Raw genomic sequence first — 24,977 nt, forward strand, 5'->3', positions numbered from 1 at the left:
GGTGGCCGCGTCCCTGCCGCGCCTTCCCCGGTACGGTCCCTTCGGAGGAAGGCTCTCTGTGAGCGAATCAGCATGTGCCGATGCCCGGCAGCACAACGATGTGTCCGAGGCGTCGGGCGCCGCTTCGGCAGTGCCCACGGCGGCGTCCTTCGCACAGCTGGGGTTGCCGGCCGAGGTTCTGCGGGCGCTCGATGAGCACGGTGTGACTGTGCCCTTCCCCATCCAGGCGGCGGCGCTGCCGAACGCGCTCGCGGGACGGGACGTCCTGGGCCGGGGCCGCACCGGATCCGGCAAGACGCTCGCCTTCGGCCTGGGGATGCTCGCTCGGACGGCCGGGCGGCGCGCGCAGCCGAAAGAGCCGCTGGCGCTCGTTCTGGTGCCCACCAGGGAGCTGGCACAGCAGGTCGGTGAGGCGCTCACCCCGTACGCCGAGGCGCTGCGGCTGCGGCTCGCGACCGTGGTGGGCGGAGTGTCCATCGGACGGCAGGCCGCCGTGCTGCGGGATGGCGCCGAGATCGTCGTCGCCACGCCCGGTCGGCTGCACGACCTCGTCGGGCGCAAGGGCTGCCGGCTGGGGCGGGTGCGCATCACGGTCCTGGACGAGGCCGACCAGATGTGTGACATGGGATTCCTGCCGCAGGTCACCGAGATCCTGGACCAGGTGCGTCCCGACGGGCAGCGGATGCTGTTCTCCGCCACCCTCGACCGCGACGTCCACCAGCTGGTGCAGAGCTACCTGCGCGACCCCGCCGTCCACTCCGTGGACCCTTCGTCCAGCGCGGTCTCCGCGATCGAGCACCACGTCTTCGTCGTGCACGGCCCGGACCGGTACGCCGTGACCACGGAGATCGCCGCTCGGGACGGCCGCGTCCTGCTGTTCCTGGACACCAAGCACGGCGTCGACCAGCTCACGCGGCATCTGCGGGCCAGCGGCGTGGCCGCCGCCGCCCTGCACAGCGGCAAGTCCCAGCCGCAGCGCACCCGGACCCTGGCCCAGTTCAAGAACGGGCAGGTCACCGCTCTGGTAGCGACGAACGTCGCCGCACGGGGCCTGCACGTCGACGACCTCGACCTCGTGGTCAACGTCGACCCGGCCACCGACCCGAAGGACTATCTGCACCGCGCCGGCCGCACGGCCCGGGCCGGCCGCTCCGGCACCGTCGTGACACTCGCCCTGTCGGGACAGCGCCGCGAGACGAGCCAGGTCATGGCGGACGCCGACGTCGCCCCCAAGGTCACCAAAGTGCGGTCCGGCGAGGCGGAACTGAGCCGGATCACCGGCGCCAGGGCCCCCTCCGGGAATCCTCTCGACGGCGGGCCGGCCGTACCACGCCCCAAGAACCACAACACCCCCTTCCGCGGCCTGGGCAGCACCAAGGACGCGAAGGGCGGCTCCGGCGGCAGGTCCTCCCGAAAGAGCAGCGAGGCGCGCAAGCTCGCGGAGGCCCGCAAGTCGGCCCGGGTGCGGCGGGGCGGCTGAGACCGCTTCTCCCGAGGCGGTCGCGTCGCTGCCCCGGCCGGGCGGCTACAGAGGAAGCACACTGGCGGAGTGGGCGTGGCGTCGTCATCCGCGACGGTGGCAGGCGAGCACCGGACAGCCGGCGGATGCCAAGGACGTGCTTGCGAGACTGGTGGGGCAACAGCGGCAGGAGGATGCGACGCTCAGGCAGGTATGCGACTCAGCTCCGCCCGCTGTGGTCCGGTCCGACTGTCTCGACCGGCGTGAGCGACCACCGCGAGCCGACTCCCACGCCGTCGAGACGTCCTGGCAGAAGAGGTACGTCTGGCGTTTCGCCTCGCTTGCGTGAGCACCTCCCCCCAGCGGTCAGAACCGCGGATCCGCGCGCCGCTCCGGGTGGAGGTACGCCTCGAACCGCTCCACCTGGTACCGGACCAACTGGTTCTGTCCGTCGGCCCACGCGGGACCGCGCCCGTCGCGCACACCGTCCAGCAGATCACCCAGGAGGCGCTGCAGGGACGAGTCACGGGCCTCGGGCGTGTGCTTGACGCCCTCCTGCGCCAGCCGGGAGAGATCCTGGGGGCGGTTGGTGACGACGGCCAGGAAGGTGCCCGGTCGTGGGGAACCTTCGGGCAGGCCGTCCGGCCAGAAGAGGGTGATGCCGGCCAGTTCGTGCGTCCGCGGGTGCCGGTAGAGCTCGTAGCACTCGCCGGGACCGACGCCGACCCCGGACCGTTCGCTGGTGGTCAGCAACGAGATCGCGCCGCGCAGACCGATGTCGAAGACGGAGACGAACCTTCGGGCCGTTCCCCGGTTGCGGATTCGGACGACCACCTGGTCGCCGCGGAAGAGATGCTCGCCGGAACGCTCCAGCGGCCGTTCGGAGCCGTCGGGCAGGAGCCGTGTGTAACCGAAGTCGAGTCCGCCGTCGAGCGCTGCCGGCCCCGTGCCGGAGACCAGCTCCCGCACCTGTGCGGCCCTCGCGAAACGCCGCAGGTCGGCGCCGGTCAGTTCGAGTGCCTCCGCAGTACGGGCCCGGGGAGGGTCCACCAGCGGCTCGCCCACCCCGTCCAGCAGTCCGATGCCGTCCTCGGACAGGACGACGGTGGCCATCACGGGCTCCCGCGCCCCCACGACCCGAACGCGCGCCGAGCTCATGAGGGCCCGGGCCGTGCGTTCGCGGTCCGGATGATCCGCCGGTACGACGGCGACCGCCCTGCGCCCAAGGGACACCCGCAGGGGATGGGCCTCGGTCCCCTCGGGCAGCGGAGGAAACGCCGGGGCACCGGCCACCGGCCGCAGCCGGGCCCGGCCGTCGGTGACGCGCTCCACCACCGCCGTCGCGAGCGCTGCGCGGGCCTCTCCGTCAGGCCCCACCAGGGCGTAGACGTCGCCCTCCTCGATCGCGAAGAGCTCTGCGGCGTCGATGAACACTCCGTCTCCCGCGGTCAGTACGGGCAGGACGCCGCTGCCCGACGTCTCGCGCACGTCGAACAGGAAGCGGTCCGCCGGACCCTCCACGTCTGGGCGCTGGAAGGGTTCGAGATGAGCGACGGCGGGACGCAGTTGCTCGATCAGCTGACGCCAGGTCAGGCGTGAGCTGCCGGGGCGGCGGAGCAGCCGGGCCAGCGAGGCCGTGAGCACCCCATGGCGTCCGAGGCCGGGCACGTCGGTCTCGGACGCGCTCTGGTCCGGGGCGCAGGCCACGAGCCGGACGGCCAGGGGGTTGGCGTCCACGGCAGGGACACCGACCCCGCAAAACGCGGCACGTTCCGCCTCCCAGGCTCCGCGCACTTCTTCCCAGGGCGTCTCTTCCGGCCGTGGGTGCGCCTTGGGCAGGGACCGGCCGCGGGCCATGCGTCCCGAGAAGCAGCAGTCGAGGACGGTCGTGACGTTCGCCGTACGCCGGGTCAGCTGCTCCTGATACCGGCTCAGCGAGGCGGCCAGCAGGCCGCGGAACCCTGTGCCCCCAAGGTCCTGGGGGCACAGGTAGGGGAGCCAGGCCGGTACGGAAGGGTCGTCCGCAGGCGCCGGGTTGCGGGCGCGGCCGCCGTGCCCGGAGTAGTAGACCAGGGCGGCGTCCCCGGGCCGGCTGTCGGTGATCAGCTTCCGGTACGCGTCCTCGATGCCGTGGCGCGTCGCCCGTTCGCCGGTGAGCAGGGTGGTCTCGAACCCGAAGGGGGTGAGCACGCCGTCCATGAGCTCCACGTCGGCGTCCACACCTGTGAGGCCCTCGGTCTGGCACCCGATCAGCAATGCCCTTTTGTGCATGTCCGTCCTCTCCGGGTCGGTCGGTCCGCCCGTCAGCCGCCGATGTGGACGAACGGTGCCCAGTGGTAGGGCAGGTCGTCCCGGTCCTCCGCCCGTGCGAAGGGCGGCACCTGGCCGTCCCTCGCCCAGGGTGCCGCCGTCGCAGTGCCCTCCTGTGCCCGCAGCGCCTCGTAGGCGGCGTGCCGGCCCGCCGCGCCTTGATCGCGCACCCAGCGCTGGGCGGCGGCAAGGGCCTCGGCCACCCCCCGGCCCTCGGCCAGTCGCTTGTACAGCGCGACCATGGTCAGGCAGCCCGCTTCGTCGTCCACCGGCCACAGCGAGACGACGACGTGCCGGGCGCCCGCCGTCACCGCGGCCCGGGTCAGGCCCACGACGTCACCGCCGATCGTGGCGGTGCCGCGCCCTGTGTGGCACGCCGAAAGCACCACCAGGGCCTCGGTCAGGTCGAGTCCCATCAAGTCGCCGACGGCCAGTTGGTCGTGACCGGCCAGGACGACACGGCCGAGGTCGGGGCCGCGCTCGTCCACCAGACCGTGCGTCGCGAAGTGGAGCACCGAGGCGCCCGCCGCCCTGGCGGCCACGTTCCGCGCCGTCGCCCCCGCCCCCGTCAACGGAGGACCCGTTCCGAGTATGCGCGCGACGGCGGCCACCTCCGTCGCCGTGCCCGGCAACCGGGCCAGCCCCCGGTCCGGGGCGTATGCGGGGTCGCCGACGAGCAGCGCCGGGGCGCCGGGCCGGGGCCGCTCGCCGGCCCTGGGCAGGGTCAGCAGCGCGGCCGACGGCAGGTACGAGACCGTCCGGGACACACCGAGTGGCCGGCCGCGGTGGGGCAGCACGTGGAACGGCAGCAGGGACAGGGCTCCATGGGGGACGACGTACAGCCGCCGACCGGCGTCGACCGCGGCGGCAACGGGCCCGAGGAGCCGCTCCGCGAGGGCCGCCGCCCCCACCCGGTCCACGCCACCGGTGGCGCACGCGGTGTGGAACGCACGTACGTCACAGGCGAGATCCCGTGCGCGGACGGGGAGTTCCCGGTGGTGGACCCGGTCCCGCTCGACGGACCAGACGAGCAGCTCCTGGTCGAACGACTCGTACATGAGCAGGGCCGCGTCGGCGGGCAGAGCCGCCCGCACCTCTTCCAGCAGCGCGCCCCGCTCCTCCTGGTGCCGCATGAGCAGCGCGGGCGCGTGGCGGCCCACCTCGGACTCCGCCGCGTCAAGCGCGTCCTCCGCGCCGAGTACCCGCGGGCGCAGGTCGGAACCGGTGCGGCCGGCCACGGGCTCCGTGGTGAGCGCCGCGCCCGTCAGCTCCTGGTACGCCGCCGCCCATCGGGAGCCGGCCCGCAGCCAGCCGCGCGCGGCCTCCCGAGCGGGCCCGGGAGCCAGCCCGACCAGGGAGCGCAGGGTGTCGACCGCGAAACCGCGGCAGCGGTCGGACAGTTCGAAGGAGGCGGCGAGCGCGGCACCGTCCGAGTGCTCCGACGCCAGGGCGAGATGGGCGCGGACGGCCGTGTGGAACATCCCGGCCACATCGACGTGATCGGTGGCCGCGCTGCGCAACGGGTCCCGGACCAGCTGGGCGGCGTGCCGCTCGAACAGGCCGAGGGCCGTGTCGGAGAGCCGGGCCGCTTCGCGGTGCCGGCCCAGGGCCATCGCGAGTTCCGCCCGGCGGGCCGGGTCCGCCCACGGCCGGTCCGGCGGGCCGGCCCAGCCGACCCGGTCGAGCTCGGCCAGCGCCCGGTCCGCGGTGGCCGGGTCGGCCAGCCGGAGGAACAGGGAAACCGCGTGGTCGGGGTGCAGATCACCACGGCGGAACAGGTCGAGTGCGACCTCGTGGGCCTTCTCCCGGCAGTCGAGCAGGTATCGCAGGAGGCACCGCAGCAAGTCGTTCCCCTCCCGCTCAGCCGCCGCGAGCGCCAGGGCGAAGTGCCGGCGGGCCTCGTCGCGGTACCCGGCGGCCAGCGCCCGCTGCCCCTCGTGGTAGGGGAGCATCAGGGCCGCTTCGCGGGCGGCGGCACGCACCATGGCGATGATCCGCGTGCCCATCGGCGAAACGTCGGTGACGCGCGCCGACAGCCGGCACAGTTCCTCCAGCCGCGCCGCGTCGACGACGGCCAAGTCGGCGTCTCCCAGGGCCTGGGCGGTGTTGTCGAAGGTGATCGCCAGGCTCGCGGCGCGCCCGAAGGCGAGTTCGGCGACGGGCCCGTCGCCGAGCCCGGCGATCGCCTCCGCGGTGTCGGCGGCCAGCAACACGGCCGATGCCCGGCGGACGTTGAGCCGGTCCGCGAGCTCGACGTGGGCCCGTTCGACGAGTTCGCGTTCCGCCGCCGCGTCCAGCGACACGGACAGGCGACGCGCCAGCCGCAGACAGCGCAGCGCCGGCAGGGCCGCACCCCGGTCCCGCCAGGTGCGGGAGCGCACGACGAGCAGCCGGACCAGACCGCGGGCGAAGCTGCCGCTCCCGTCGGTCCGGGACCAGCGGGACAGCTCGTCGAGCGCGTCGGCCGGGACGTCCTCGCCGCGACCGATCCGGTCGACGGCCCAGTGCGCCTCCACGAGCCGCGCGAGCGCTCCGGCACCCGACTCCCGCGCAGCGCGCCCGGCCGCGTCCAGGAACGCCGCACACGTCGTGAAGTCGTCGGCACGACGGGCCAGATGCGCCCGCCGCAGTGCGATGGCGGCGCGCCCACCGCCGGAGCCGACCCGGCTGAACAGGGCATCGGCACGGGCGTAGTGTGCGCGCGCCGATTCGGTATCGGGCGGGACGAGGCAAGGGAGGTCCATGTCCAGGCGCAGGCCGAGCAGTTCGGGCCGGGACATGGGCTCCAGCGCCATGTCGCCTTCAAGAGTGGCCAGCCGCGCGAGGGCCGCCGGCTCGGCGCCCGCGAGGGACCGGGCGGTCGTCAGGGCCGCCGCCGTCTCGTCCACGAGCCCGGCACGGTGGGCCACGTCCGCCGCGGCGATCCACAGATGGGCGCGTATTGACGGCGACGCGAGCGTGGCCAGTTGGGCATCCCGCGCCGTGAGCTGGTCCAGCGCCCTCCGAGCCGAGAGGACGTCCTGGGTGGCCCGGGAGTTGTCAGCGACGGCCCGGGCGCTCCGGATGTCGGGTATCAGTCGGGCGGCGACCAGGAAGAGGAGGACGGCGTCGGGGTCGGCCACCGGACGGGGCACCGGGCGGGCGGCGCGGTCGATGTCCTCCTCGGACATCACCGCCCCGCCGTCGCCCGGGAACCAGTTGAGGTCCTGGGCGAGCGCGGCGACGCGGAGCGCGTTCGCCACGTCGTGGACGGCCGTGCGCGGGGCGGCGGTGGCCGGTCCCGCGCCGGAGCCCAGGGCCCTCAGCGCGTGTTTCGGTTCGCCTGCGGCGAGCGCGGCTGCCGCCTCGGCCAGGGGGCGTTCCGCCGGCGGGACGCCGCCGGGCGGGGTGGTGCCGTGCCCGGCGAGGAGAAGGGACAGCAGAAGGTCACGGGTCACCACCACCACGCGGGGGCCTCCTCATCGGGGTATCGGCGGCAGGGAGAGGGTCAGGACGGCCCGCCGGCGTGCGGGGGAGCCGGGTATCCGGATGTGGAAGTCGTCCCACTCCACCGCCCGGTCGGTGTCCGCCAGCGGCGGCGCCGCCCGGCCGGTCAGCCGGTGCGCGGTGGACGGCCGTCCGTTCGCCGCGTGGAAGCGCACCGTCAGGTCGACCCTGGTCCGCAGGTCCGCGAGCTTCATGAGTTCGCCGAGGCCGTCCGCCGCCTCGTCGAGCGCCTTGTCCGGGCGCATCTGGGTGGCGCTGTGGACCGCCGAGAGGAGCTTGCCCACTCCGCCGAGGACCGGGCCGGCGCCGGGCAGACACGAATGGACCACGACCTCCAGAACCCCCGACAGTCCGGCCGCGGCCGGGCAGTCCTGCCGCGCCGCGAACTCCGCCCGCCCGGTACCCTCCTCCGGTGGCGGACGGTGCCAGTCCACGGTGAACACACAGGAGACGCCGTCCTCCGGGAGCCGAATCACCAGGCGCCGCGACCCGGCCGGGCCGTCTCCCGGCCCCTCGTCTAGAACAGGTCCCAGAGGTTCCAGGTCCCCACGGCGTGGCCCGCCGCTCCCACGGCCGCCGCCAGTACGATCGCCCCCAGCGCGATCAGTGCCTTCTGCCCGGTGCTCCTGCTCCGCCAGAACCCGAGAGGCGTCCCGCGCACCGGCCCGGCCTCCACCAGGCCCCGGACTTTTCCCGGAATCGCCACCGGCCCCGGACCGAAGTCCTGCTTCGCGTGGACGACGAGCGCCGCCACCCGGCCGTCCGGGCCGGCGTCCGGTACATCCCCCGCCTCTGTGGCCAGGTTCAGGAGCAGGGCACGGCCCCGAGTGCCGGAGAGCAACTCCCCGACGCGTACGGCGAAGCACTCCCGCGACAGGCCGTCCCGCACCGTGTTGATCCAGGACGGGGGCCCGGAGCGAGGCGTCCCGTGGCCGGGATCGCCGTCTCCGGTCCTCTCACTGCCCGCCGGCCCGGCCGGTTCGGCCAGGGCCTCCTCCAGGCGCCGCCGGGTCTCGTCCACCGCGGCGGCGTCGCGCAGCTCCAGCAACCGGTCGACGTCGTCGGCCGGGAAGTGGCGGTCCAGACACCCGGCCACCGCGCCCGCGGGCCGCCGGGCGGCGATGTCCTCCAGCCATTGGGTGGCGAACCGGGCGACCCGCGGGGCCGCTTCGTCCGCCGGGCCGCCGGACAGCACCAGAGTGAAGCGCAGGGGCGTGCCCACCGCGTCCGTCCGCTCCGAGCGGATGCCGCTGAAGTAGGCTCGCCAGCCGCGGGCGTCCGACTCGACGAGGAGTGTCGGGTACTCGAAGTCGGCGACGCGCGAATAGGACCGCCACCATGCGACGGGGGGCGCGGCGCCGAGGAAGCCGTAGTCCCGATCCCGGTCCCGGCCGCGGGACATCACATATCCGTCCATCGATTCCCTTCCCCGGAGGGCCGTCGTCGCGTGGGCTTTGGCGTCGTGGGGTGCCGCGTGGGCTCTCGCACGGGCTGTTGTGTGGGCTGACGCACCGGCTAGAGCCTCCTGACACGGTCGCTGTACGTGCGCCTCGCCAATGCGTCGACGGCCTCGGCGAGGAGGAGGGCCCGCCTCCGGCTGATCTCGGCGAGCCGTGATTTGTCGTCCGCGTCCTCCCGCCGGGCGGCCATCGTGCCGTTGGCCCACAGCCAGATGCTGCGGAGGAAGCCTTCCGGCTGCCGGGCGAGCGCCTCGGCACGGAGCGCCAGTTCCTGCCGTCGGATGACTTCTTCCTGCTCCGTCTCCCGGCGGGCGGAGGTGAGCAGCCGGCATATGGCGATCAGCACGTCCTCCGCGCCGCGCACCGAAATCCTGGCCGGTTTGCGGATGCTGAACCTGGCTTCGAACGAGAGTCCGCCCGGCCCCTTGGGCGCGGGTTCCCACTCGGCGCTGCGCAGCTCCACACAGCCCAGGGTGTCCACGGGGCAGTACAAGATCTTCGCGTTGGGGTCGTTGGCTCGTATGACGTCCAGGACGTTCCCGTACACCTGCTGCACCGTCTCGAGCAGCACATGGCCGGCCGCGACGGTTCCGCCGTTGTCGGCGAAGTAGCTCTCGCACTTGACCGGCACCAGGATCGCCAGTGCGGGTTCGTCCGGCCGCATCAGCCGTTCCGTGGCCCAGGCCTCGGCGACGGACTGCACCTCGGCGGTGTTGAGTGTGGCGGGGAGCGCCCGCCGGTGCCGAGGGGTGGACGCCTCCATCAGCACGGTCGCGTCGATCGGGATGAGCAGCACGCTGCTCTCCGCCATGAACTCGCGGCACTTCTGCCACTCTTCCTCCTGCTCAGGCGGGCGGTTGGCTGCCTTCAGCCAACCGCCGGGGAAGTCGAGCAGGGTCAGCCGGAGGCCGGCACCCGATGCCCCGGTCTCCAGCGCCAGGTCGAAGCGGGTCGCTTCCTGGGTCCCGGCCAGTGCGACATGGTCGAAGTGCCCGGCGAGTACGGCACCGTCCAGATCGTCGCGCCGGTTCGTGATGCGGATCTCGGTGTCCGTGGTCCGCGGCCTGAGCGTCACCTTGGTCCCGCCGAGGAAGCGAGAGCTGTCAGCCAGGATGGACGCGATGAGTGAGGTCTTGCCGACCCGGCTGGGACCCAGTACGCCGATCTTGAACTCAGGTGCCGGGTGGTCGGTCGGGCTCATGCCGCCGCTCCTTCCAGTGTCTTCTGGACGGTCCGGCACGCCGACTCCACCGCGGCGAAGCGGGCGTGACCCGAGTCCAGCCCCTCGTAGACGCCCGGCCACAGCTCGTTGCGGTAGCTCCGGGCGAAGCGGCGCAGGTCGCGCTCGGCATCGGCCGAGCGGATCAGCAGGTCGTCGAAGTGCTCCAGCGCCGACAGCAGCACCGTGGCCGGCGTCATCGACTCGCGCAGCAGGGCCTGCCGCGTCCGGTGGGCGGCTTGCTCGGCCCGCTCGGTAAGGAACTCGTACAACGCCCCCGCTCCGGCCGGACTGATCTCGACCACGATCTGCGACTGCGGCATGCCGGTCAGAGGGTCCCGCTGTTGTGGACGGAGCCGCTCCAACTCGCGGTGGACCCTGGGGTGGAGCTGGCTGCGGTAGTCCAGCCGCAGGTCCAGCAGCCCCTGTACAGCCTCCTCCAGCGTGGGGCAGGGCTCCGCCGCGGCCCTGGCGAATCCGGCGAGGGCACGCAGCCCCTCTTCGTCCGGCCGCTCCGCGAGCAACGTCCCCGTGTGCCCGGCCAGCAGGGCGGTCACCTTGGTCCAGAGCCAGGCGACCCGGCGGTCGAAGTAGGTGTCGACCCGGGAGAAGTGGCGGCCGGTCTCCACCCGGATCCGGTGCAGCTCGTCGGCCACGAGCCCGCCGCTGGAGAGCTCCACGCGCATGACGCGCAGTGCCTCCTCGCACCAGGCGGCCCGCGCCGCCTCCGGGTCACCGTCCTGCCCGCCCGTACCCAGGCCGAGCGTCAGCCAGGAGCGCAGCTGGCGGTGGGCGGCCTCCACGGCGGTCTCGTAGTCGGGATCCTGGTCCTCCGCGTACGCGTACGTGCGCAGCTCGTCCAGCAGCACCGACAGATCGACGGCCAGGGACCGCCGGAGTTCCTGGACCCGGGCTTCGAGGTCCTCGGCCGGTGCCGCGCTGCGCGACCGGGCCTGGGTCAGCGCCTGCCGCACCTCGGCCAGCACGGCCCTGACCCGCTGCGCGGCCGCCTGCTCGGCCCGGCGCGTCCCGTCGAGGATGTCGTCGTCCATGACCGGCAGCGTGCGGGCGAGCCGGTCCAGCATGGGACCCAGCAGCTGCGCGCCCACCGCCTCGGGATCCTTCGCGTTCGTCTCGCGGACCGTGTACCAGCGGCCGTCCTGGCCGCCGTTGACCTCACGTTTGATGTGGTTCCGCAGGGCGGGAGCGCTGCTGTGGTCCTCGGGGGTGCCGACGTTCAGCAGCAGCTCGACGAAGTCCCCCCGCTGCCGGATGAAGCCGCGCACTTCGTCCAGCAGGCTGAGCGCCTTGGCGTCCTCCTTGCCCCAGTACCCCATGCCTTCCACCGGCCGTTTCACCATCACGACCAGGTCCACTTCATGGCGCAGCCCGGCGACGTGGTGCTTCTCCGACTGGGCCTCGTTCTCCCCGAGGCCCGGCAGGTCCACGATTCCCAGGCTCGCCACATCGGCGTGCGGGAACGAGCAGTCGATCCGGACGTCGCGCACGGCGAGGTACGGGCGGGGGCAGGCGTCCCCCGATTCCACCTGCTTGTCGGTGGGGTAGGCGACATAGGGGCGGAGCTCATCCAAGTCGAGGACGCGCTCGCCGCCGGTGAGGTCGGCCTCGTACGACCACAGGGCCTGCTGCATCTGCCGCAGTCGCACCAGCAGGGCCACGGGTTCCGAGTCCGCCGAATCCTCCGGCTCCGGGTAGCGCCAGCCCCGGAACTCCTCCAGGGACGCCGGCGTGGCCGGCAGGCCGATCTGGGCGTGGTACGGGTGTACCACCTCGGTCAGGAAGGATTCCGGCCCGTGGAAGCGGAGCACCGCCCGTTCGGGCCCGCGCGTGTGGAAGATCCGGCTGCGGACCGCGGTGACCGGCAGCCCCGAACCGGTGGGGATCTGGATGTCCGACAGCCCGGATATGGATTGGAGCAGGGTGCTCTTGCCCACCCGGGCGCGGCCGCTGACCCCGATGTTCACGGTATCCCGGGCGAAGCGGGACGCCGCGGCGCGCAACAGCTCGTGCAGTTCGGCGATCGCGGCCTGGGCCGGCGGGAGGGACGGTGCCGACAGCTGGGCCCTGACCTCGTCGGAGAGATCCGGGTGGGCGGCCAGCATCCGCAGGGACCGGCCCAGTTCGGCCAGTCCCGCGCTGACCGCGCTCCATCGTTGAGCGGCAGCGTCGACTTGCGCCAGCCGTTCCTTGCGTGCGGTGAGCAGAGCAGCCAGACGTACGGCGGTGTTTCCCATGAACGCTTCCCCCGAGGCGTGACGCAGTGGGCGGCCAGCCTAGGGCTCGGAGTACGGGCAGGGGCAGTCGGCGCATGGCAGGCAATGAACTATCCGTTGCGCGATGACCTGCTGTGCGCCGGGGGCGCACAACGTCTTCGACCTCCCCGACGGGCCGACAAAAGCGTGCGTGGACCGCAGAGAGGCAGGTTCGCGAAGATTCCGAACGCGTGGGCGCCGATCCCGCGGATCGGCCGGAATCAGTGCCGTGGGCACGAAGCGTGGGCCGCTGCCGTCGGACCTGGGGCGCGGCCGGCCTGGCATGTCTCGCGGGAAACAGCGCTGACGGTCGGCCTGGGGATGGCCGGTCTGGTGGTCGCGGACGACGACGGTACATACGGAGCGACCAGCGAGCCACTGTATGGGTCGCTGGTCGCCGGGCTGCCCCTCACGCTGGTCGGCGACGCCCTGAGTCTGTGGGCGGTCGGCCCACACGGCCGCGCACCGTCCAGCACGTCCGTCTCACAGGTGCCGCAGCCATCCGCCCCGCCGGAAGTGGTTCCACAGGGACGTCGTTCGGTCCGCGGCTGGTCCGGGACTGATTGCACTTGGAGTCCAGACAGCGGCGCGAGGTATCAGGCTCTAGAAGAACCCAAGTTTCTTCGGGCTGTATGAAACCAGAATGTTCTTCGTCTGCTGGTAGTGATCCAGCATCATCTTGTGTGTTTCGCGGCCGATCCCGGACTGCTTGTAGCCGCCGAACGCCGCGTGCGCCGGATACGCGTGATAGCAGTTGGTCCACACGCGGCCCGCCTGGATCGCGCGGCCGGCGCGGTAGGCGGTGGTGGCGTCCCGGGTCCAGACGCCCGCGCCGAGGCCGTAAAGCGTGTCATTGGCGATCTTGATGGCGTCGTCGAAGTCGTCGAAGGAGGTCACCGAGACGACCGGGCCGAAGATCTCCTCCTGGAAGATCCGCATGCGGTTGTCGCCCTCGAAGATGGTCGGCTGGACGTAGTAGCCGCCCTTCAGCTCGCCGTCGTACTCGATGCGCTCGCCGCCGGTGAGCACCTTCGCGCCCTCCTGCCGGCCGATGTCCAGGTAGGAGAGGATCTTCTCCAACTGGTCGTTGGAGGCCTGGGCGCCGATCATCGTGTCGGTGTCGAGCGGGTGACCCGGCTTGATCAGCCGCGTGCGCTCGACCGCCGCGTCGAGGAACTCCGTGTAGTGGCCGCGCTGGATCAGCGCCCGGGACGGGCAGGTGCAGACCTCGCCCTGGTTGAGCGCGAACATGGTGAAGCCCTCAAGAGCCTTGTCGCGGAAGTCGTCCTCGTGCGCCCACACGTCGTCGAAGAAGATATTGGGCGACTTGCCGCCGAGCTCCAGGGTGACGGGCTTGATGTTCTCGGAGGCGTACTGCATGATCAGCCGCCCCGTCGTGGTCTCCCCGGTGAACGCCACCTTCGCCACGCGCGGGCTGGACGCCAGTGGCTTGCCCGCCTCCACCCCGAACCCGTTGACGATGTTCAGTACGCCGGGCGGCAGCAGGTCCGCGATCAGGCCGACCCAGTAGTGGATGGAGGCCGGGGTCTGCTCGGCCGGCTTGAGGACGACCGCGTTGCCCGCGGCGAGCGCCGGCGCGAGCTTCCACGCCGCCATCAGGATCGGGAAGTTCCACGGGATGATCTGCGCGACGACCCCCAGCGGCTCGTGGAAGTGGTACGCCACCGTGTCGTCGTCGATCTCGCCGAGCGAGCCCTCCTGCGCCCGGATCGCCCCCGCGAAGTAACGGAAGTGGTCGATCGCCAGCGGGATGTCGGCCGCCAGCGTCTCCCGCACCGGCTTGCCGTTCTCCCAGCTCTCGGCGACCGCGAGCGCTTCGAGGCTGGCCTGCATACGGTCGGCGATCTTCAGCAGGATGTCGGAACGCTCCGCCACCGGGGTACGGCCCCACCCCGGCGCGGCCTCGTGCGCTGCGTCCAGCGCCCGCTCGACGTCCTCCGCCGTGCCGCGCGCGACCTCGGTGAACGGCTGTCCGTTGACCGGCGACGGATTCTCGAAGTACTGCCCGCGCAGTGGCGGCACATACGCGCCGCCGATGAAGTGGTCGTAGCGCGCCTGGTAGGAGACGATCGCGCCTTCGGTGCCCGGCGCCGCGTAACGAGTCATGCTGGTCTGCCTCCCGCTGCAGCGCTGCCCGCCGTTGGGCAGCTCTCGGCGCGAGGCTAGGCGGGCGGACGTTGCAACTACGTTGCACCGCGCGTCCCGCCAGGTGCCCGGCCGGCCGGTGCCGTCAGCTCGGCCTCCAGTGTGGCGAGCCGGGCCCGCACGGGCGCCGTGGGCCGCACCGCGGCGAGCGCCCGCCACACCTCCAGGTCGTCCTCGCCCCAGGGCGCGCGCACCCAGTCCGCCAGCAGGTCCGGGTCGCGGTGCGCGATCAGCGCCGACCGCAGCCCGTCGGCGAGACGGTCCCGCAGCCGTACGATCGCCGGGGCCTGTGAAGCGGGCAGCAGCGGACCGGTGTACGCCTCCGCCGCCGCGGTGACCGCCCCCGCCTCCAGCCACCGCTCCACCGCGGTGACGTCCGACTCGACCGCGGCCGTGAGCCGGTACGGCCGCGAGCCGAGCAGGCCGGCGCCCAACAGCCTGCGCAGGCGTGTGAGTTCGGCACGCAGGGTCACGGGGGTCACCGACTCGTCCGCGTACAGCGCGCACAGCAGCTCGTCACCGGTCAGGCCCTCGGGGTGCCGGGCGAGCAGCACGAGGATCTCGCTGTGCCGGCGGCTGAGCCGGACCCGTCGGCCGTTCAGGACGAGTTCGGCCTCGTCCCGGCCCAGCGCGCCGAGCAGCGGCGTGTCCGCGGTGCTCGGCGGCGGCGCGAGCAGCGCGAGTTGCACCTCCGCGGCCCGCGCCACCGCCTGCACGAAGCCCAGGCTGTGCGGATGCGCCAGCCCGTCCCCGCCGGTGATGTCCACCGCGCCCAGGACCCGGCCGGTGCGCGGATCGTGCACCGGAGCCGCCGCGCAGGTCCACGGCTGGACCCGACGTATGAAGTGCTCCGCGGCGAACACCTGCACCGGCCGGTCCACGGCGACGGCGGTCCCCGGCGCGTTGGTGCCGACCGCGCTCTCCGACCAGCGCGCGCCCGGGACGAAGTTCATCCCGTCCGCCCGGCGCCGGGTCGCCCGGTGCCCCTCGACCCACAGCAGCCTGCCCTGCGCGTCGCACACCGCCAGCAGATGCTCACCGTCGGCGGCGAACGTACCCATCAGCTCCCGGAACAGCGGCATCACCCTGGCCAGCGGGTGCTCCGCCCGGTACGCGCCGAGGTCGGCGTCGGTCAGCTCCACGCCGGCGGTGGCGTCCGGTGCCACACCGGCCCGCGCGCTGCGCCGCCACGACTCCGCCACGACCGACCGCACCGGGCTCGGCACCGTGCCTACCGTGGTGAACGTCTCGTGCGCCCTGCGCAGCACACGGACCCGCTCGGTGGGGTCGGCCCCCGGATCCAGGGCCACCCACGGATCGGTCAACTCTGCCTCCCGCACGGCGAATCGGCGATGTCGGTCCTGATGCCGCTCCTTGCGTCCATCGTCTTCCGGCTAGGCGAAGTTGACCAGTCTCAGGTAGCGGACCCAGTCCCAGCCGGGGCCCGGGTCGGTGTGATCGGTGCCGGGCACCTGGTAGTGGCCGATGATGTGCTGCCTGTCCTTCGGGATGCCGTACTTGGTGCAGATCGCCGCCGTGAGCTTCGCCGACTGCTCGTAGAGGGCGTTGGTGAAGTAGGCCGGCTGGTCCACCCACCCTTCGTGTTCGATGCCGATGCTGCGGGTGTTGTAGTCCCAGCTTCCCGCGTGCCAGGCGATGTCGGCCTCGTGCACGCACTGGGCGATGTGCCCGTCCGCCGAGCGGACCAGATAGTGCGCGGACACCTTCTTCTGCGGATTTCCGAAGATCGTCAGCGTGTTGGCGTACGTCTCCTGTGTGACGTGGATGATCACACGGTCGATGGCGTAGTCGCCCGGGCGGTCGGACGCGGTGTAGTTGGAGACGCTCGCCGGATGCCATTCGGCGGGCGGGTAGTCGACGGCCTCGGGCTGCGCACCGGCGCGTGGGTCGGGGAGCAGTGTGTAGGGGACGGCGGCGAGCGCCGCGCCTTTCAGCAGCCGGCGTCTGCTCAGGCGTGGCTGTGCCGGTCTCGCTGGTGGTGCCGGATCTCTCGGCTGTGCGGTGCCGGCCGGGTCCATGTCCATCGGCGGTGCCTTTCAAGGTGGGGGGAGTCGGAGCCGTAGGAGCGTCAGGTTTCAGAGAGGGGGGATCGAGGGGGACGAGAGGGGGGACTCAGGGTGGGGGAATGCGCGCCCACGGGGACGTCGTCGGCGTCAACCGCGCAGTGCCCGGGCGGTCTCCCGCAGCCGGTGGTGCACGCCGCGGTACGTCTCGCGCGCCGGCAGCCATTCCTTGCGGAGCTTGGCCACGCACGTGTAGTTCGTGTCGCACACGTTGGCCAGCGGCGATTCCACTGCCTGAGTGGCGAATTGGTACGCGTCCGGCGCACTGAACCCGTAGTCGCGCACCAGCCACTGCACCAGGTCCAGCTGCGATATCCGGAACGCGTCCTCCAGCGGTCGCGCCGAGCCGGTCGAGATGATGTGGGTGTCCGACTCCAACCGGGGCCATGGGGTGGCGACGTCCTTGAGGAGCTCCACGACCACCACGGTGTTCATCGCGCACTCCACGGCCACGCCGCAGGTCTCGCCCTCGCCCTGCCGGGCGTGTCCGTCGCCGAGGCTGAGCAGGCCGCCCTCGACGTTGACGCCCAGGTAGCAGGTGACGCCGGCCCGCATCTCGGGGGTGTCCATGTTCCCGCCGTGGGCGTCCGGGACCAGAGCGGAGCGCACCTCCAGATTGGCCGGCGCCACGCCCACCGTGCCGTGCATGGGATCGAGGGGCAGCTCGACCTCGATGTCGCTGTCCTGCGCCTGGAACAGGGCGGTGCGCCGCGTGCGGTCCAGCTGCCAGATCCAGACGCGCTCCGGCAGCGGGGGCTGCAGCGTGGCCGTGGTGTGGGTCGAGGTGAGCGCGCCGAAGAGCGGGACCGTCGTCGACGCCGCCCAGTCGCGGGCCGGTTCGATCGACACGAAGTGCACGGCCACGGTGTCGCCTGGCTCGGCACCCTCGATGTGGAAAGGGCCGGTCTGCGGATTGAGGTACGGGAACTCGCAGACCTCGGAGACGAGGTCCTTCTCCGAGCGTACCCGCCCGGCGAAACAGTCCTCCGTGTACAGGTCGAGCACTGTGCCGGGCGCGATCCGCGCCACCGGCGGAGCACCGCCGAACGTCCAGGCGTAGGCGTCCGGTTCCGGACGCACGGTGAGGATCCGGGGGTCGGTCATCGTGGAGGTGGTCCCTTCTGACGTGGGCGGTCGTGGGACGGGGGTGGGCACCGGTGCGTTGTGGTGCGGCGGGTGCGGGGCGTGACGGGACGTCAGCGGAGCACGGTCCCGTCCTGCCGGTCGTCGGCCGGGTCGTACGCGTCGAGGTGCACCCGCGCGGTCTCGGCTATGCGCTCGGGATGACGCCGCATCAGCAGGATCAGCACCACGACACCCGCCGCCATCCAGATCCCGACGACCGGGCCCGCATACGAGACCGGGGCGGTCAGTTCAGTGACGAAGTCGAAGACCGGGAGGCCTGCGGCCGTCAGCAGGGCGGGTATGAAGGCCGCGATGCCCAGCACCGGGAACAGCAGGTGCCGTACCGGCCTCAGGCCCGCCCGGCCGGCCCGCAGGAAGTAGCCGGCGCAGGCGAGGTTCACCACGATGTAGACGCTGACGACGACCGTGACGATCACCGTGGCGAGCAGCAGGAACCCGGTCACGGGGGTGTAGCCGAAACCGAGTCCCAGCACCGCCCCGACCGCCACCAGCGTTTGCAGCGCCATACCGGCCACGGGGGAGCGGTGCCGGGGGTGGAGCGTGGCGAGCAGGCGGGGCAGGACCCGGATCCGGGCCAGGGCGAAGGCCGTACGGGTCGAGACGTTGGCGCACGCGTTGGCATTGGCGATCGTGGAGTTGATCACCGCCAGGAACACCAGGACCCAGAAGAGCCCGAAGGAGGCCCGGGCGACGCCGTCCCAGGAGGCCGAGCCCGAGGCGCCGAACGTCGCGAAGCGGTCCGGGCCGAAGTAGACGGTCATCGCATAGGTCGTGATGACGTAGAACAGACCGATCCCGAGGGCCGCCCCGAGGACCGCGCGGTGCATCGTCCGCCGGGGGTCGCGGGTCTCCTCGGCGAGCGGCGCCGCCGCCTCGAACCCCGCGAACGCCAGCACCGTGTACACGGATCCGGCGAACACGCCACCGAGCCCTGCGTAACCATCGGCAGTGTGTGAGGTGCCGAAGACCGACAGGGTGTTGGCGCTGCCCGCCATGCCGATGGGCAGGGCCGCGAACACCAGGAAGACCAGGACCTCGAAGATGCCGAGGACGGTGCCGAACCGGGCCGAGGCGCGGACGCCGAGGTAACCGGCGACGGCGATCACGCCGGCCCCCGCCAGGGACCACGGCCACCACAGATCCGCCGGATACGAGGACCACTCCTCGTGCAGTGTGCCCGCCGCCGTGAAGCCCAGCTGCAGCAGGAGCAACGGGGGGACCAGCATCTCCACGAAGACGTAACCCCAGCCGACCAGAAACCCGACGGCCGGGTGCAGTCCCCGCGCCGCGTAGGTGGCCACCGAGCCCGCGGCGGGCAGCTCCCGGGCCAGCTCGGCCACGCAGGACGCGGTGAACAGACAGGCCACCAGGGCGATCAGGACCGCCAGCGGCAGGCTGCCGCCGGCGAAGGCGGCACCGGCCGGAATCGACGCGGCCACTGCGGCGGCCGGCGCCATCGCCGTGACGCTCTGGAACAGCACCTCGCGCAACCCGACGGCGTCGCGCCGCAGCGCCCCGGTCGTCTTCTCGTGCATGTGTGTCCCCCGATGCGTGTCAGCCCACTGCCACCCGATGTGTGTGAAATACCGTCGATCGCTCGGCAGCCGCAGACGTTGACGATCCGTCGGCCGAGTGCCTCGCGTGAATCACGGTACGGCGCAGGCGGGTTGGGCAGAAGAGTGCGCGCCGGTTCCGTGGAGAAGCCCCCACTTGTGGAAAACCGGGCCACCCGATCGGGCGAACGGCGGCAGTCACCGGGCCGGTTTGTCCCCAGCCCGTTTCACAGCCCTGGAGTCCCACGAGACCCGGCAACGGGCCTCAGGACCGTTCCGCCACCACCGCCGGATCGTCCAGAACGGCCCGGACGACCGAATGTGCCGCGCCCAGCAGGGGCCCCTCCGGGCCCAGCCGGGACATTGTCACCGGGCAGGGCGGGCCCGCCGTGCGGCTCGCCAGCTCCGTCTCCAGGGACGGCAGCAGCCAGGGGGAGAGGCCGGCCAGAGCACCGCCGAGGACCACCGTCTCGGGGTCGAGGAGATTCACCGCCCCGGTCAGCGCGATGCCGAGCGCCGTGCCGGCGTCCCGCAGGGCGGCTCGTACGTTCTCGTCGCCCTGCTCGGCGCGCCCGGCGAGCAGGCCCACCAGATCCTCGCCCGCTTCCAGCCCCGCCGCACGCAGCACGGCTTCCTCGCCCGCGTACTGCTCCAGGCAGCCGCGGCCGCCGCACGGACAGGACGGCCCGTCCGGCCGTACGGGCACGTGGCCCAGCTCGCCGGCGAAGCCGCGGGTGCCGCGCAGCAGTCCGCCGTCCACGACGACCGCGGCCCCGACTCCGATCTCGGCCGACACGTGAAGGAAGTCATGCGGCGTGCCGTCACCGAGCCACAACTCCGCGAGTGCACCGAAGTTCGCCTCGTTGTCCACGGTCAGCGGCCACGCGCCGGGCAGCAGGGCGCCGAGGTCGGTGTCGTGCCAGTCGAGGTTCGGGGCGCGTACGACCGTACGGCCGTCCCGTGCCACCAGTCCGGGCACGGCAACCGCCAGTCCGGCGGGCCACAGCGACTCCCGCTCCGCCTCCGCGACGACCCGGTGCACCAGCCCGGTCAGCTCCTCGACCACAGGTGCGGGCGCGCGGCCCCGGTTCGCTCCGTGCCGCACGGCCCGCGCGCGCACCGTGCCACGCAGGTCGACCGCGCACACCGCGAGGTGGTCGACGCCGATCTCGGCTCCGATCCCGGCCGGACCCCGGCCGCTCACCGCGAGTGCCGACCCGGGCCGGCCCACCCGGCCCGGACGCTCCGGGCCCAGTTCCTCCAGGAGCCCCCAGCGGATCAGCTCGTCCACGAGGGTCGACACGGCCGCCCGTGTCAGGCCGATGCGCGAGGCGACCGCGGCGCGCGACAGCGAACCCTCGGCGCTGACGGCGTGCATCACGCGGGCCAGGTTGCGCCGACGCATGCCCTGCTGGGTGTCCGGCAGGGCGCGGCCGGCGCTCGACGGGCGGGCCTCGTGCAGCGGTGCGGTCATGCCTGAAGTCAGTCCCCGGTGTCTGCCGCCCGGCTCATCCGTGCGGCGTGGTGTCCGTCCCCCGCTCCAGCAGGGGGGCCGCGTCGGAGAGTACCCCGGTGATCCGCTCCAGGGTCTCCCGGTCCCGTTCCACGGCCTCCAGCACCGGGCCCGCGGCCGTGTTCCAGCGGCGGGCCACCGCTGCCGGGTCCTCGCCGGTGAGCAGGCCGGCGGCCTGTGCCGCGGCCCCGAGGGCGACCAGTTCCCTGGCCTCGGGGACCTGGACCGGACGGCCCGACAGCCGCCGTACCGTCTGCTGCCACGCCGTCCCGCGTGCCCCGCCGCCGATCAGCAGCAGCGGGCTGCTGCGGTCCGCGTCCTCGTCCAGGACCAGGTCGAGGGCGCCGAGCAGCGCGTGCACGGCGCCGTCGTACGCGGCCTGCAGCAGCTGGCCTGCGGTCGTGTCATGGCGCAGGCCGTGCAGCAGGCCGGAGGCGTTGGGCAGGTTCGGGGTGCGCTCGCCGTCCAGGTACGGCAGCAGGGTCACCGAGCCGCCGGGCTCCACCGCGTCACGGTCCAGGCCCAGCAGCGCCGCGACGCGGTCCGCCGCGAGCGTGCAGTTCAGGGTGCAGGCCAGGGGCAGCCAGTCCCCGTGGGCGTCGGCGAACCCCGCCACCGTGCCGGTCGGATCGGCCGGGCGGTGCCTGGAGACGGCGTACACCGTGCCGGACGTGCCGAGGCTGAGCACCGGGGTGCCCGGCCGCAGCCCGAGGCCCAGCGCCGCCGCCGCGTTGTCGCCGGTGCCGGGGGCGACCAGCGTGCCCTTGGAGAACGGCAGGTCGTGGCTGTCGCGCACGGTGCCGGCCACCTCTCCCGGCCGCACCACACGGGGCAGCAGCGCAGGGTCGAGGCCGACGTGGGCGAGCGTCTCCGCGTCGTACGCCTCCGTCCCGGACGCCCACCAGCCGGTGCCGGACGCGTCGCCGCGGTCGGTGGTGCCCTGTCCGGTCAGGCGCTCGGTGAGGTAGTCGTGGGGGAGCCGTACCGCCCTGGTCGCGCGGACCGATTCCGGTTCGTGTTCGGCCAGCCAGGCCCACTTGGTGACCGTGAACGACGCGCCGGGCACGCTGCCGGTGCGCTCGGCCCAGGCCTTCGGACCGCCGAGTTCCTCCACCAGCCGGCGGGCCTGCGGCGCCGAGCGCACGTCGTTCCACAGCAGCGCCGGACGCACCGGCTCACCGCGCTCGTCCAGGGTGACCAGGCCGTGCTGCTGGCCGCCGATCGACACCGCGGCCGCCTCGTGTGCCGCGTCCCCGCACTGGCGCAATGCCTCGCACAGCGCCTCCCACCACTGACGCGGATCGCTCTCGCGGCCCGCGCCGGAGGACACGGTGTGCGGCGCCTGGCCGCTCGCCACCACCTGGCCGGTGGCCGCGTCCACGACCAGTGCCTTCGTGGACTGCGTTGATGTGTCCACGCCGACGACGAGCGGACCCTCGGCTGCTGACATCGGGCTCTCCCTTTTCCGCGACGTTCCGCGACTTGCGCGACGTTCCGCGACTCTGCGGGACATAGACATCTTGTCTCTTCCCGGAGGCGCGAGCGCATACTAATTTGTAAACGGCCATGACGAAATGGTCGCAACACAGCAAGGAGCCGCGGCATGAGCTACCAGCCCACCCCCGAGGACAGGTTCACCTTCGGCCTGTGGACCGTCGGCTGGCAGGGAAGGGACCCGTTCGGCGACGCCACCCGCCGGGCCCTCGACCCGGTCGAGACGGTGCGGCGCCTGGCCGAGCTGGGCGCCTACGGGGTGACCTTCCACGACGACGACCTGATCCCCTTCGGATCCTCCGACACCGAGCGCGAGTCGCACATCAAGCGGTTCCGTCAGGCCCTGGACGCGACGGGCATGACCGTCCCGATGGCCACCACGAACCTCTTCACCCACCCCGTCTTCAAGGACGGCGCCTTCACCGCCAACGACCGCGACGTACGCCGTTACGCGCTGCGCAAGACGATCCGCAACATCGACCTCGCGGTCGAGCTGGGCGCGAGGACGTACGTCGCCTGGGGCGGCCGTGAGGGCGCCGAATCCGGTGCCGCCAAGGACGTGCGCGCCGCCCTGGACCGCATGAAGGAGGCCTTCGACCTCCTCGGCGAGTACGTCACCTCCCAGGGCTACGACCTGAAGTTCGCGATCGAGCCCAAGCCGAACGAGCCGCGCGGGGACATCCTGCTGCCCACCGTCGGCCACGCGCTGGCCTTCATCGAGCGCCTGGAGCGCCCCGAGCTGTACGGCGTCAACCCCGAGGTCGGGCACGAGCAGATGGCCGGCCTGAACTTCCCGCACGGCATCGCCCAAGCCCTGTGGGCGGGCAAGCTGTTCCACATCGACCTCAATGGCCAGTCCGGCATCAAGTACGACCAGGACCTGCGGTTCGGCGCCGGTGACCTGCGGGCGGCGTTCTGGCTGGTCGACCTGCTGGAGAGCGCCGGCTACGAAGGCCCGCGGCACTTCGACTTCAAGCCGCCGCGGACCGAGGACCTCGACGGAGTGTGGGCGTCGGCCGCGGGCTGCATGCGCAACTACCTCATCCTCAAGGAGCGTGCCGCCGCTTTCCGCGCCGACCCCGAGGTGCAGGAGGCGCTGCGTGCCGCACGCCTGGACCAGTTGGCCCGGCCGACCGCGGCCGACGGTCTGCAGGCCCTGCTCGGCGACCGTACGGCCTTCGAGGACTTCGACGTCGACGCGGCCGCCGCGCGCGGCATGGCCTTCGAACGCCTCGACCAGCTCGCCATGGACCACCTGCTGGGGGCACGCGGCTGAACGCGAGGACGGCCGGGCAGCGGCACGCGCCGCCGTCCCGGCCGTCCGTCAGTCCGCTTTCCGGACTGACGGAGTCAGGGACGTCACAGTCCCTCGGGCAGCCGGACATACGTGACGGCCGTCCTGATCCCGCTGTCGACAAGCCGGCCCTGTGCGTCGAACGCGCCCGCGCCGTCGGTCATCCCGAAGTCGTTGTCGTTGATGAGGGCGAGCGTGTCGTTGTCCACGCGCGCGATGCCCTCGATCTTCCGCTGCACTCCGTCGACCTTGCCCAGATCCACCACGAGCCGCTTGGCCAGGACCGGTACGCCGGCGGACGCCGGGTCGTCCAGCTGTTCCAGGGACGGAGACGTCGTGTCGTCGTCCCAGGAGCCGCCCAGTATGCTCGACCGCCGCTTCAGTTCGACCAGTTGCAGCCGGGCCGCGTTGTCCGTGCGCTCCTCGACGAGCAGCCGGTCACCGCCCACGGCCACCACCGAGGAGATCTTCAGCTCGGAGGTGTCGTCCTCGCCCGGATCGACGACGTCCACCGGGTCGAACCGGTAGGCGTACTCGGCGGTGACGGCCTCCTTGCCCGGCGAGAAGCGCAGCAGCCGCGTGGTGCGCGAGGCGCTCCCGGCATCCGCGTCCGGCAGCGACAGCGGGCTCTGCAGGGCCAGCACCAGATCACCGCCGGGCAGCTGCGCCAGCCCCTCGAGTCCCCGGTTGGTCTTGCGGTGCAGGAAGACCGACGGGAGCGCCTCCACCACCGGGTAGTCCGCGCCCGTCGGCCCGAGCCCCTTCGGTACGTACCGGGTGAGCACCTTCCCGCGCGCGGAGACGTGGACGAGCGAGGGGCCGTACTCGTCGACGAGCCAGAACGTCCCGTCGCCGGCCTGCACGATGCCCTCGGTGTCGAGGCCGTTCGGGTTGTAGGAGAGCGGCGACTGCGCGTCGTAGGTGTACGGCGCCTCGTCGCGGCTCTTCTGGTCGGGCAGCCCGGTGACGGCCTGCCCGGAGGAGGTCGTCAGCGGGATTGCATCGATGACCTGGACCTTGTCGCCGCAGACCCGGATCTTCACGATCGCGGGGTCGAATCCCGGCACCGGGAACGTACGGCGCTTCGTGCCGTTCACCTTGATCTGCCCGTTGGGGCCGCGGTCGGTCACCGTCCAGTACTCGCCCTTGCGGCCCGCCGGGTAGATGTCACTGCCGATGCCGCCGAGCTTCACCCCGTGGTCGTCGTCGACACTGCCGGGCAGCAGCGCGTTGCTGAACGCGCCGAGCGGGATCTCGCCGAGCGTCGCCGTGCGGATGACGCGGGCGTCCTGGGACGGTGCCGCCTCAGCCGTCCCCGCGGCCTGCAACGTGGCGGCCAGGGCCAGGGACAGGCCCGTGGCAACGGAACGGTGGACGCGGCGCCGGCCGGCGGACTGCGGGGACATCGGGCCTCCTGGGGCAAGTTCATTGACAGCGGCCACATTTGGGCCCCAGGAGGAACGCCGTAAGACCGCGGGGTGAACAGCCGGCGTCGGCCGTTCATCGGATCGCGACGATTC

At 72.6% G+C, this 24,977-nt stretch carries 16 protein-coding genes; 2 read left to right on the forward strand and 14 right to left on the reverse strand.

Features of this window, described 5'->3' with window-relative positions:
- Nucleotides 1-100 precede the first annotated feature (100 nt).
- A complete protein-coding gene (locus tag ACZ41I_RS04835; RefSeq protein ID WP_468513425.1) occupies nt 101-1,480 on the forward strand; it encodes a DEAD/DEAH box helicase in 1,380 nt (459 codons plus the stop codon).
- 345 nt (nt 1,481-1,825) lie between these two features.
- On the opposite strand, the gene ACZ41I_RS04840 is transcribed toward ACZ41I_RS04835, so the two are convergent.
- The 13 genes from ACZ41I_RS04840 to xylB form a co-directional block, all read right to left on the reverse strand.
- The gene (locus tag ACZ41I_RS04840; RefSeq protein WP_468513159.1) at nt 1,826-3,730 is read right to left on the reverse strand and encodes a caspase family protein; all 1,905 of its coding nucleotides are present in this window, start codon (nt 3,728-3,730) and stop codon (nt 1,826-1,828) included.
- 32 nt (nt 3,731-3,762) lie between these two features.
- On the reverse strand, nt 3,763-7,215 hold the full coding sequence (locus tag ACZ41I_RS04845) for a CHAT domain-containing protein (RefSeq protein WP_468513160.1): 3,453 nt from the start codon (nt 7,213-7,215) through the stop codon (nt 3,763-3,765).
- Between the two features lie 12 nt (nt 7,216-7,227).
- Nucleotides 7,228-7,731 (reverse strand): hypothetical protein, encoded by a 504-nt coding sequence (locus tag ACZ41I_RS04850; protein ID WP_399763134.1) that lies wholly within the window; start codon nt 7,729-7,731, stop codon nt 7,228-7,230.
- A gap of 41 nt (nt 7,732-7,772) precedes the next feature.
- The gene (locus ACZ41I_RS04855; protein WP_399763132.1) at nt 7,773-8,672 is read right to left on the reverse strand and encodes a hypothetical protein; all 900 of its coding nucleotides are present in this window, start codon (nt 8,670-8,672) and stop codon (nt 7,773-7,775) included.
- 98 nt (nt 8,673-8,770) lie between these two features.
- Complete coding sequence (locus ACZ41I_RS04860) at nt 8,771-9,916, reverse strand: hypothetical protein (RefSeq protein WP_468513161.1); 1,146 nt, start codon at nt 9,914-9,916, stop codon at nt 8,771-8,773.
- On the reverse strand, nt 9,913-12,189 hold the full coding sequence (locus ACZ41I_RS04865) for a hypothetical protein (protein ID WP_468513162.1): 2,277 nt from the start codon (nt 12,187-12,189) through the stop codon (nt 9,913-9,915). The genes ACZ41I_RS04860 and ACZ41I_RS04865 overlap by 4 nt, the downstream gene beginning before the upstream one ends.
- 621 nt (nt 12,190-12,810) lie before the next feature.
- Nucleotides 12,811-14,334: an acetaldehyde dehydrogenase ExaC gene (gene exaC / locus ACZ41I_RS04870; protein ID WP_468513163.1), complete on the reverse strand. Its 1,524-nt coding sequence runs from the start codon at nt 14,332-14,334 to the stop codon at nt 12,811-12,813.
- A gap of 77 nt (nt 14,335-14,411) precedes the next feature.
- A complete protein-coding gene (locus ACZ41I_RS04875) occupies nt 14,412-15,698 on the reverse strand; it encodes a GAF domain-containing protein (protein WP_468513164.1) in 1,287 nt (428 codons plus the stop codon).
- 69 nt (nt 15,699-15,767) lie between these two features.
- On the reverse strand, nt 15,768-16,412 hold the full coding sequence (locus ACZ41I_RS04880; RefSeq protein ID WP_468318345.1) for an N-acetylmuramoyl-L-alanine amidase: 645 nt from the start codon (nt 16,410-16,412) through the stop codon (nt 15,768-15,770).
- Between the two features lie 135 nt (nt 16,413-16,547).
- Nucleotides 16,548-17,561 carry an acetamidase/formamidase family protein gene (locus tag ACZ41I_RS04885; RefSeq protein ID WP_468513165.1) on the reverse strand — a complete coding sequence of 338 codons (1,014 nt, stop codon included), beginning with the start codon at nt 17,559-17,561 and terminating at the stop codon, nt 16,548-16,550.
- A gap of 92 nt (nt 17,562-17,653) precedes the next feature.
- A complete protein-coding gene (locus ACZ41I_RS04890) occupies nt 17,654-19,138 on the reverse strand; it encodes an APC family permease (protein WP_468513166.1) in 1,485 nt (494 codons plus the stop codon).
- A 283-nt stretch (nt 19,139-19,421) separates the two neighbouring features.
- A complete protein-coding gene (locus ACZ41I_RS04895; protein WP_468513167.1) occupies nt 19,422-20,630 on the reverse strand; it encodes an ROK family protein in 1,209 nt (402 codons plus the stop codon).
- A 34-nt stretch (nt 20,631-20,664) separates the two neighbouring features.
- On the reverse strand, nt 20,665-22,119 hold the full coding sequence (xylB, locus tag ACZ41I_RS04900) for a xylulokinase (protein WP_468513168.1): 1,455 nt from the start codon (nt 22,117-22,119) through the stop codon (nt 20,665-20,667).
- A gap of 153 nt (nt 22,120-22,272) precedes the next feature.
- Between xylB and xylA the strand changes: the two genes are divergently transcribed.
- Nucleotides 22,273-23,439: a xylose isomerase gene (gene xylA / locus ACZ41I_RS04905; protein ID WP_399763117.1), complete on the forward strand. Its 1,167-nt coding sequence runs from the start codon at nt 22,273-22,275 to the stop codon at nt 23,437-23,439.
- Nucleotides 23,440-23,522: 83 nt separating this feature from the next.
- On the opposite strand, the gene ACZ41I_RS04910 is transcribed toward xylA, so the two are convergent.
- A complete protein-coding gene (locus tag ACZ41I_RS04910) occupies nt 23,523-24,863 on the reverse strand; it encodes an esterase-like activity of phytase family protein (RefSeq protein ID WP_468513169.1) in 1,341 nt (446 codons plus the stop codon).
- Nucleotides 24,864-24,977 lie beyond the last annotated feature (114 nt).

Source organism: Streptomyces sp. NPDC030799, assembly GCF_055572255.1.

What these genes read in the sequence shown, in the direction of transcription:
- ACZ41I_RS04840 (WP_468513159.1), bottom strand. Translation starts at nt 3,730, where the DNA reads ATGCACAAAAGGGCATTGCTGATCGGGTGCCAGACCGAGGGCCTCACA.
- ACZ41I_RS04855 (WP_399763132.1), bottom strand. Translation starts at nt 8,672, where the DNA reads ATGGACGGATATGTGATGTCCCGCGGCCGGGACCGGGATCGGGACTAC.
- ACZ41I_RS04860 (WP_468513161.1), bottom strand. Translation starts at nt 9,916, where the DNA reads ATGAGCCCGACCGACCACCCGGCACCTGAGTTCAAGATCGGCGTACTG.
- ACZ41I_RS04865 (WP_468513162.1), bottom strand. Translation starts at nt 12,189, where the DNA reads ATGGGAAACACCGCCGTACGTCTGGCTGCTCTGCTCACCGCACGCAAG.
- exaC (WP_468513163.1), bottom strand. Translation starts at nt 14,334, where the DNA reads ATGACTCGTTACGCGGCGCCGGGCACCGAAGGCGCGATCGTCTCCTAC.
- ACZ41I_RS04880 (WP_468318345.1), bottom strand. Translation starts at nt 16,412, where the DNA reads ATGGACCCGGCCGGCACCGCACAGCCGAGAGATCCGGCACCACCAGCG.
- ACZ41I_RS04885 (WP_468513165.1), bottom strand. Translation starts at nt 17,561, where the DNA reads ATGACCGACCCCCGGATCCTCACCGTGCGTCCGGAACCGGACGCCTAC.
- ACZ41I_RS04890 (WP_468513166.1), bottom strand. Translation starts at nt 19,138, where the DNA reads ATGCACGAGAAGACGACCGGGGCGCTGCGGCGCGACGCCGTCGGGTTG.
- ACZ41I_RS04895 (WP_468513167.1), bottom strand. Translation starts at nt 20,630, where the DNA reads ATGACCGCACCGCTGCACGAGGCCCGCCCGTCGAGCGCCGGCCGCGCC.
- xylB (WP_468513168.1), bottom strand. Translation starts at nt 22,119, where the DNA reads ATGTCAGCAGCCGAGGGTCCGCTCGTCGTCGGCGTGGACACATCAACG.
- xylA (WP_399763117.1), top strand. Translation starts at nt 22,273, where the DNA reads ATGAGCTACCAGCCCACCCCCGAGGACAGGTTCACCTTCGGCCTGTGG.
- ACZ41I_RS04910 (WP_468513169.1), bottom strand. Translation starts at nt 24,863, where the DNA reads ATGTCCCCGCAGTCCGCCGGCCGGCGCCGCGTCCACCGTTCCGTTGCC.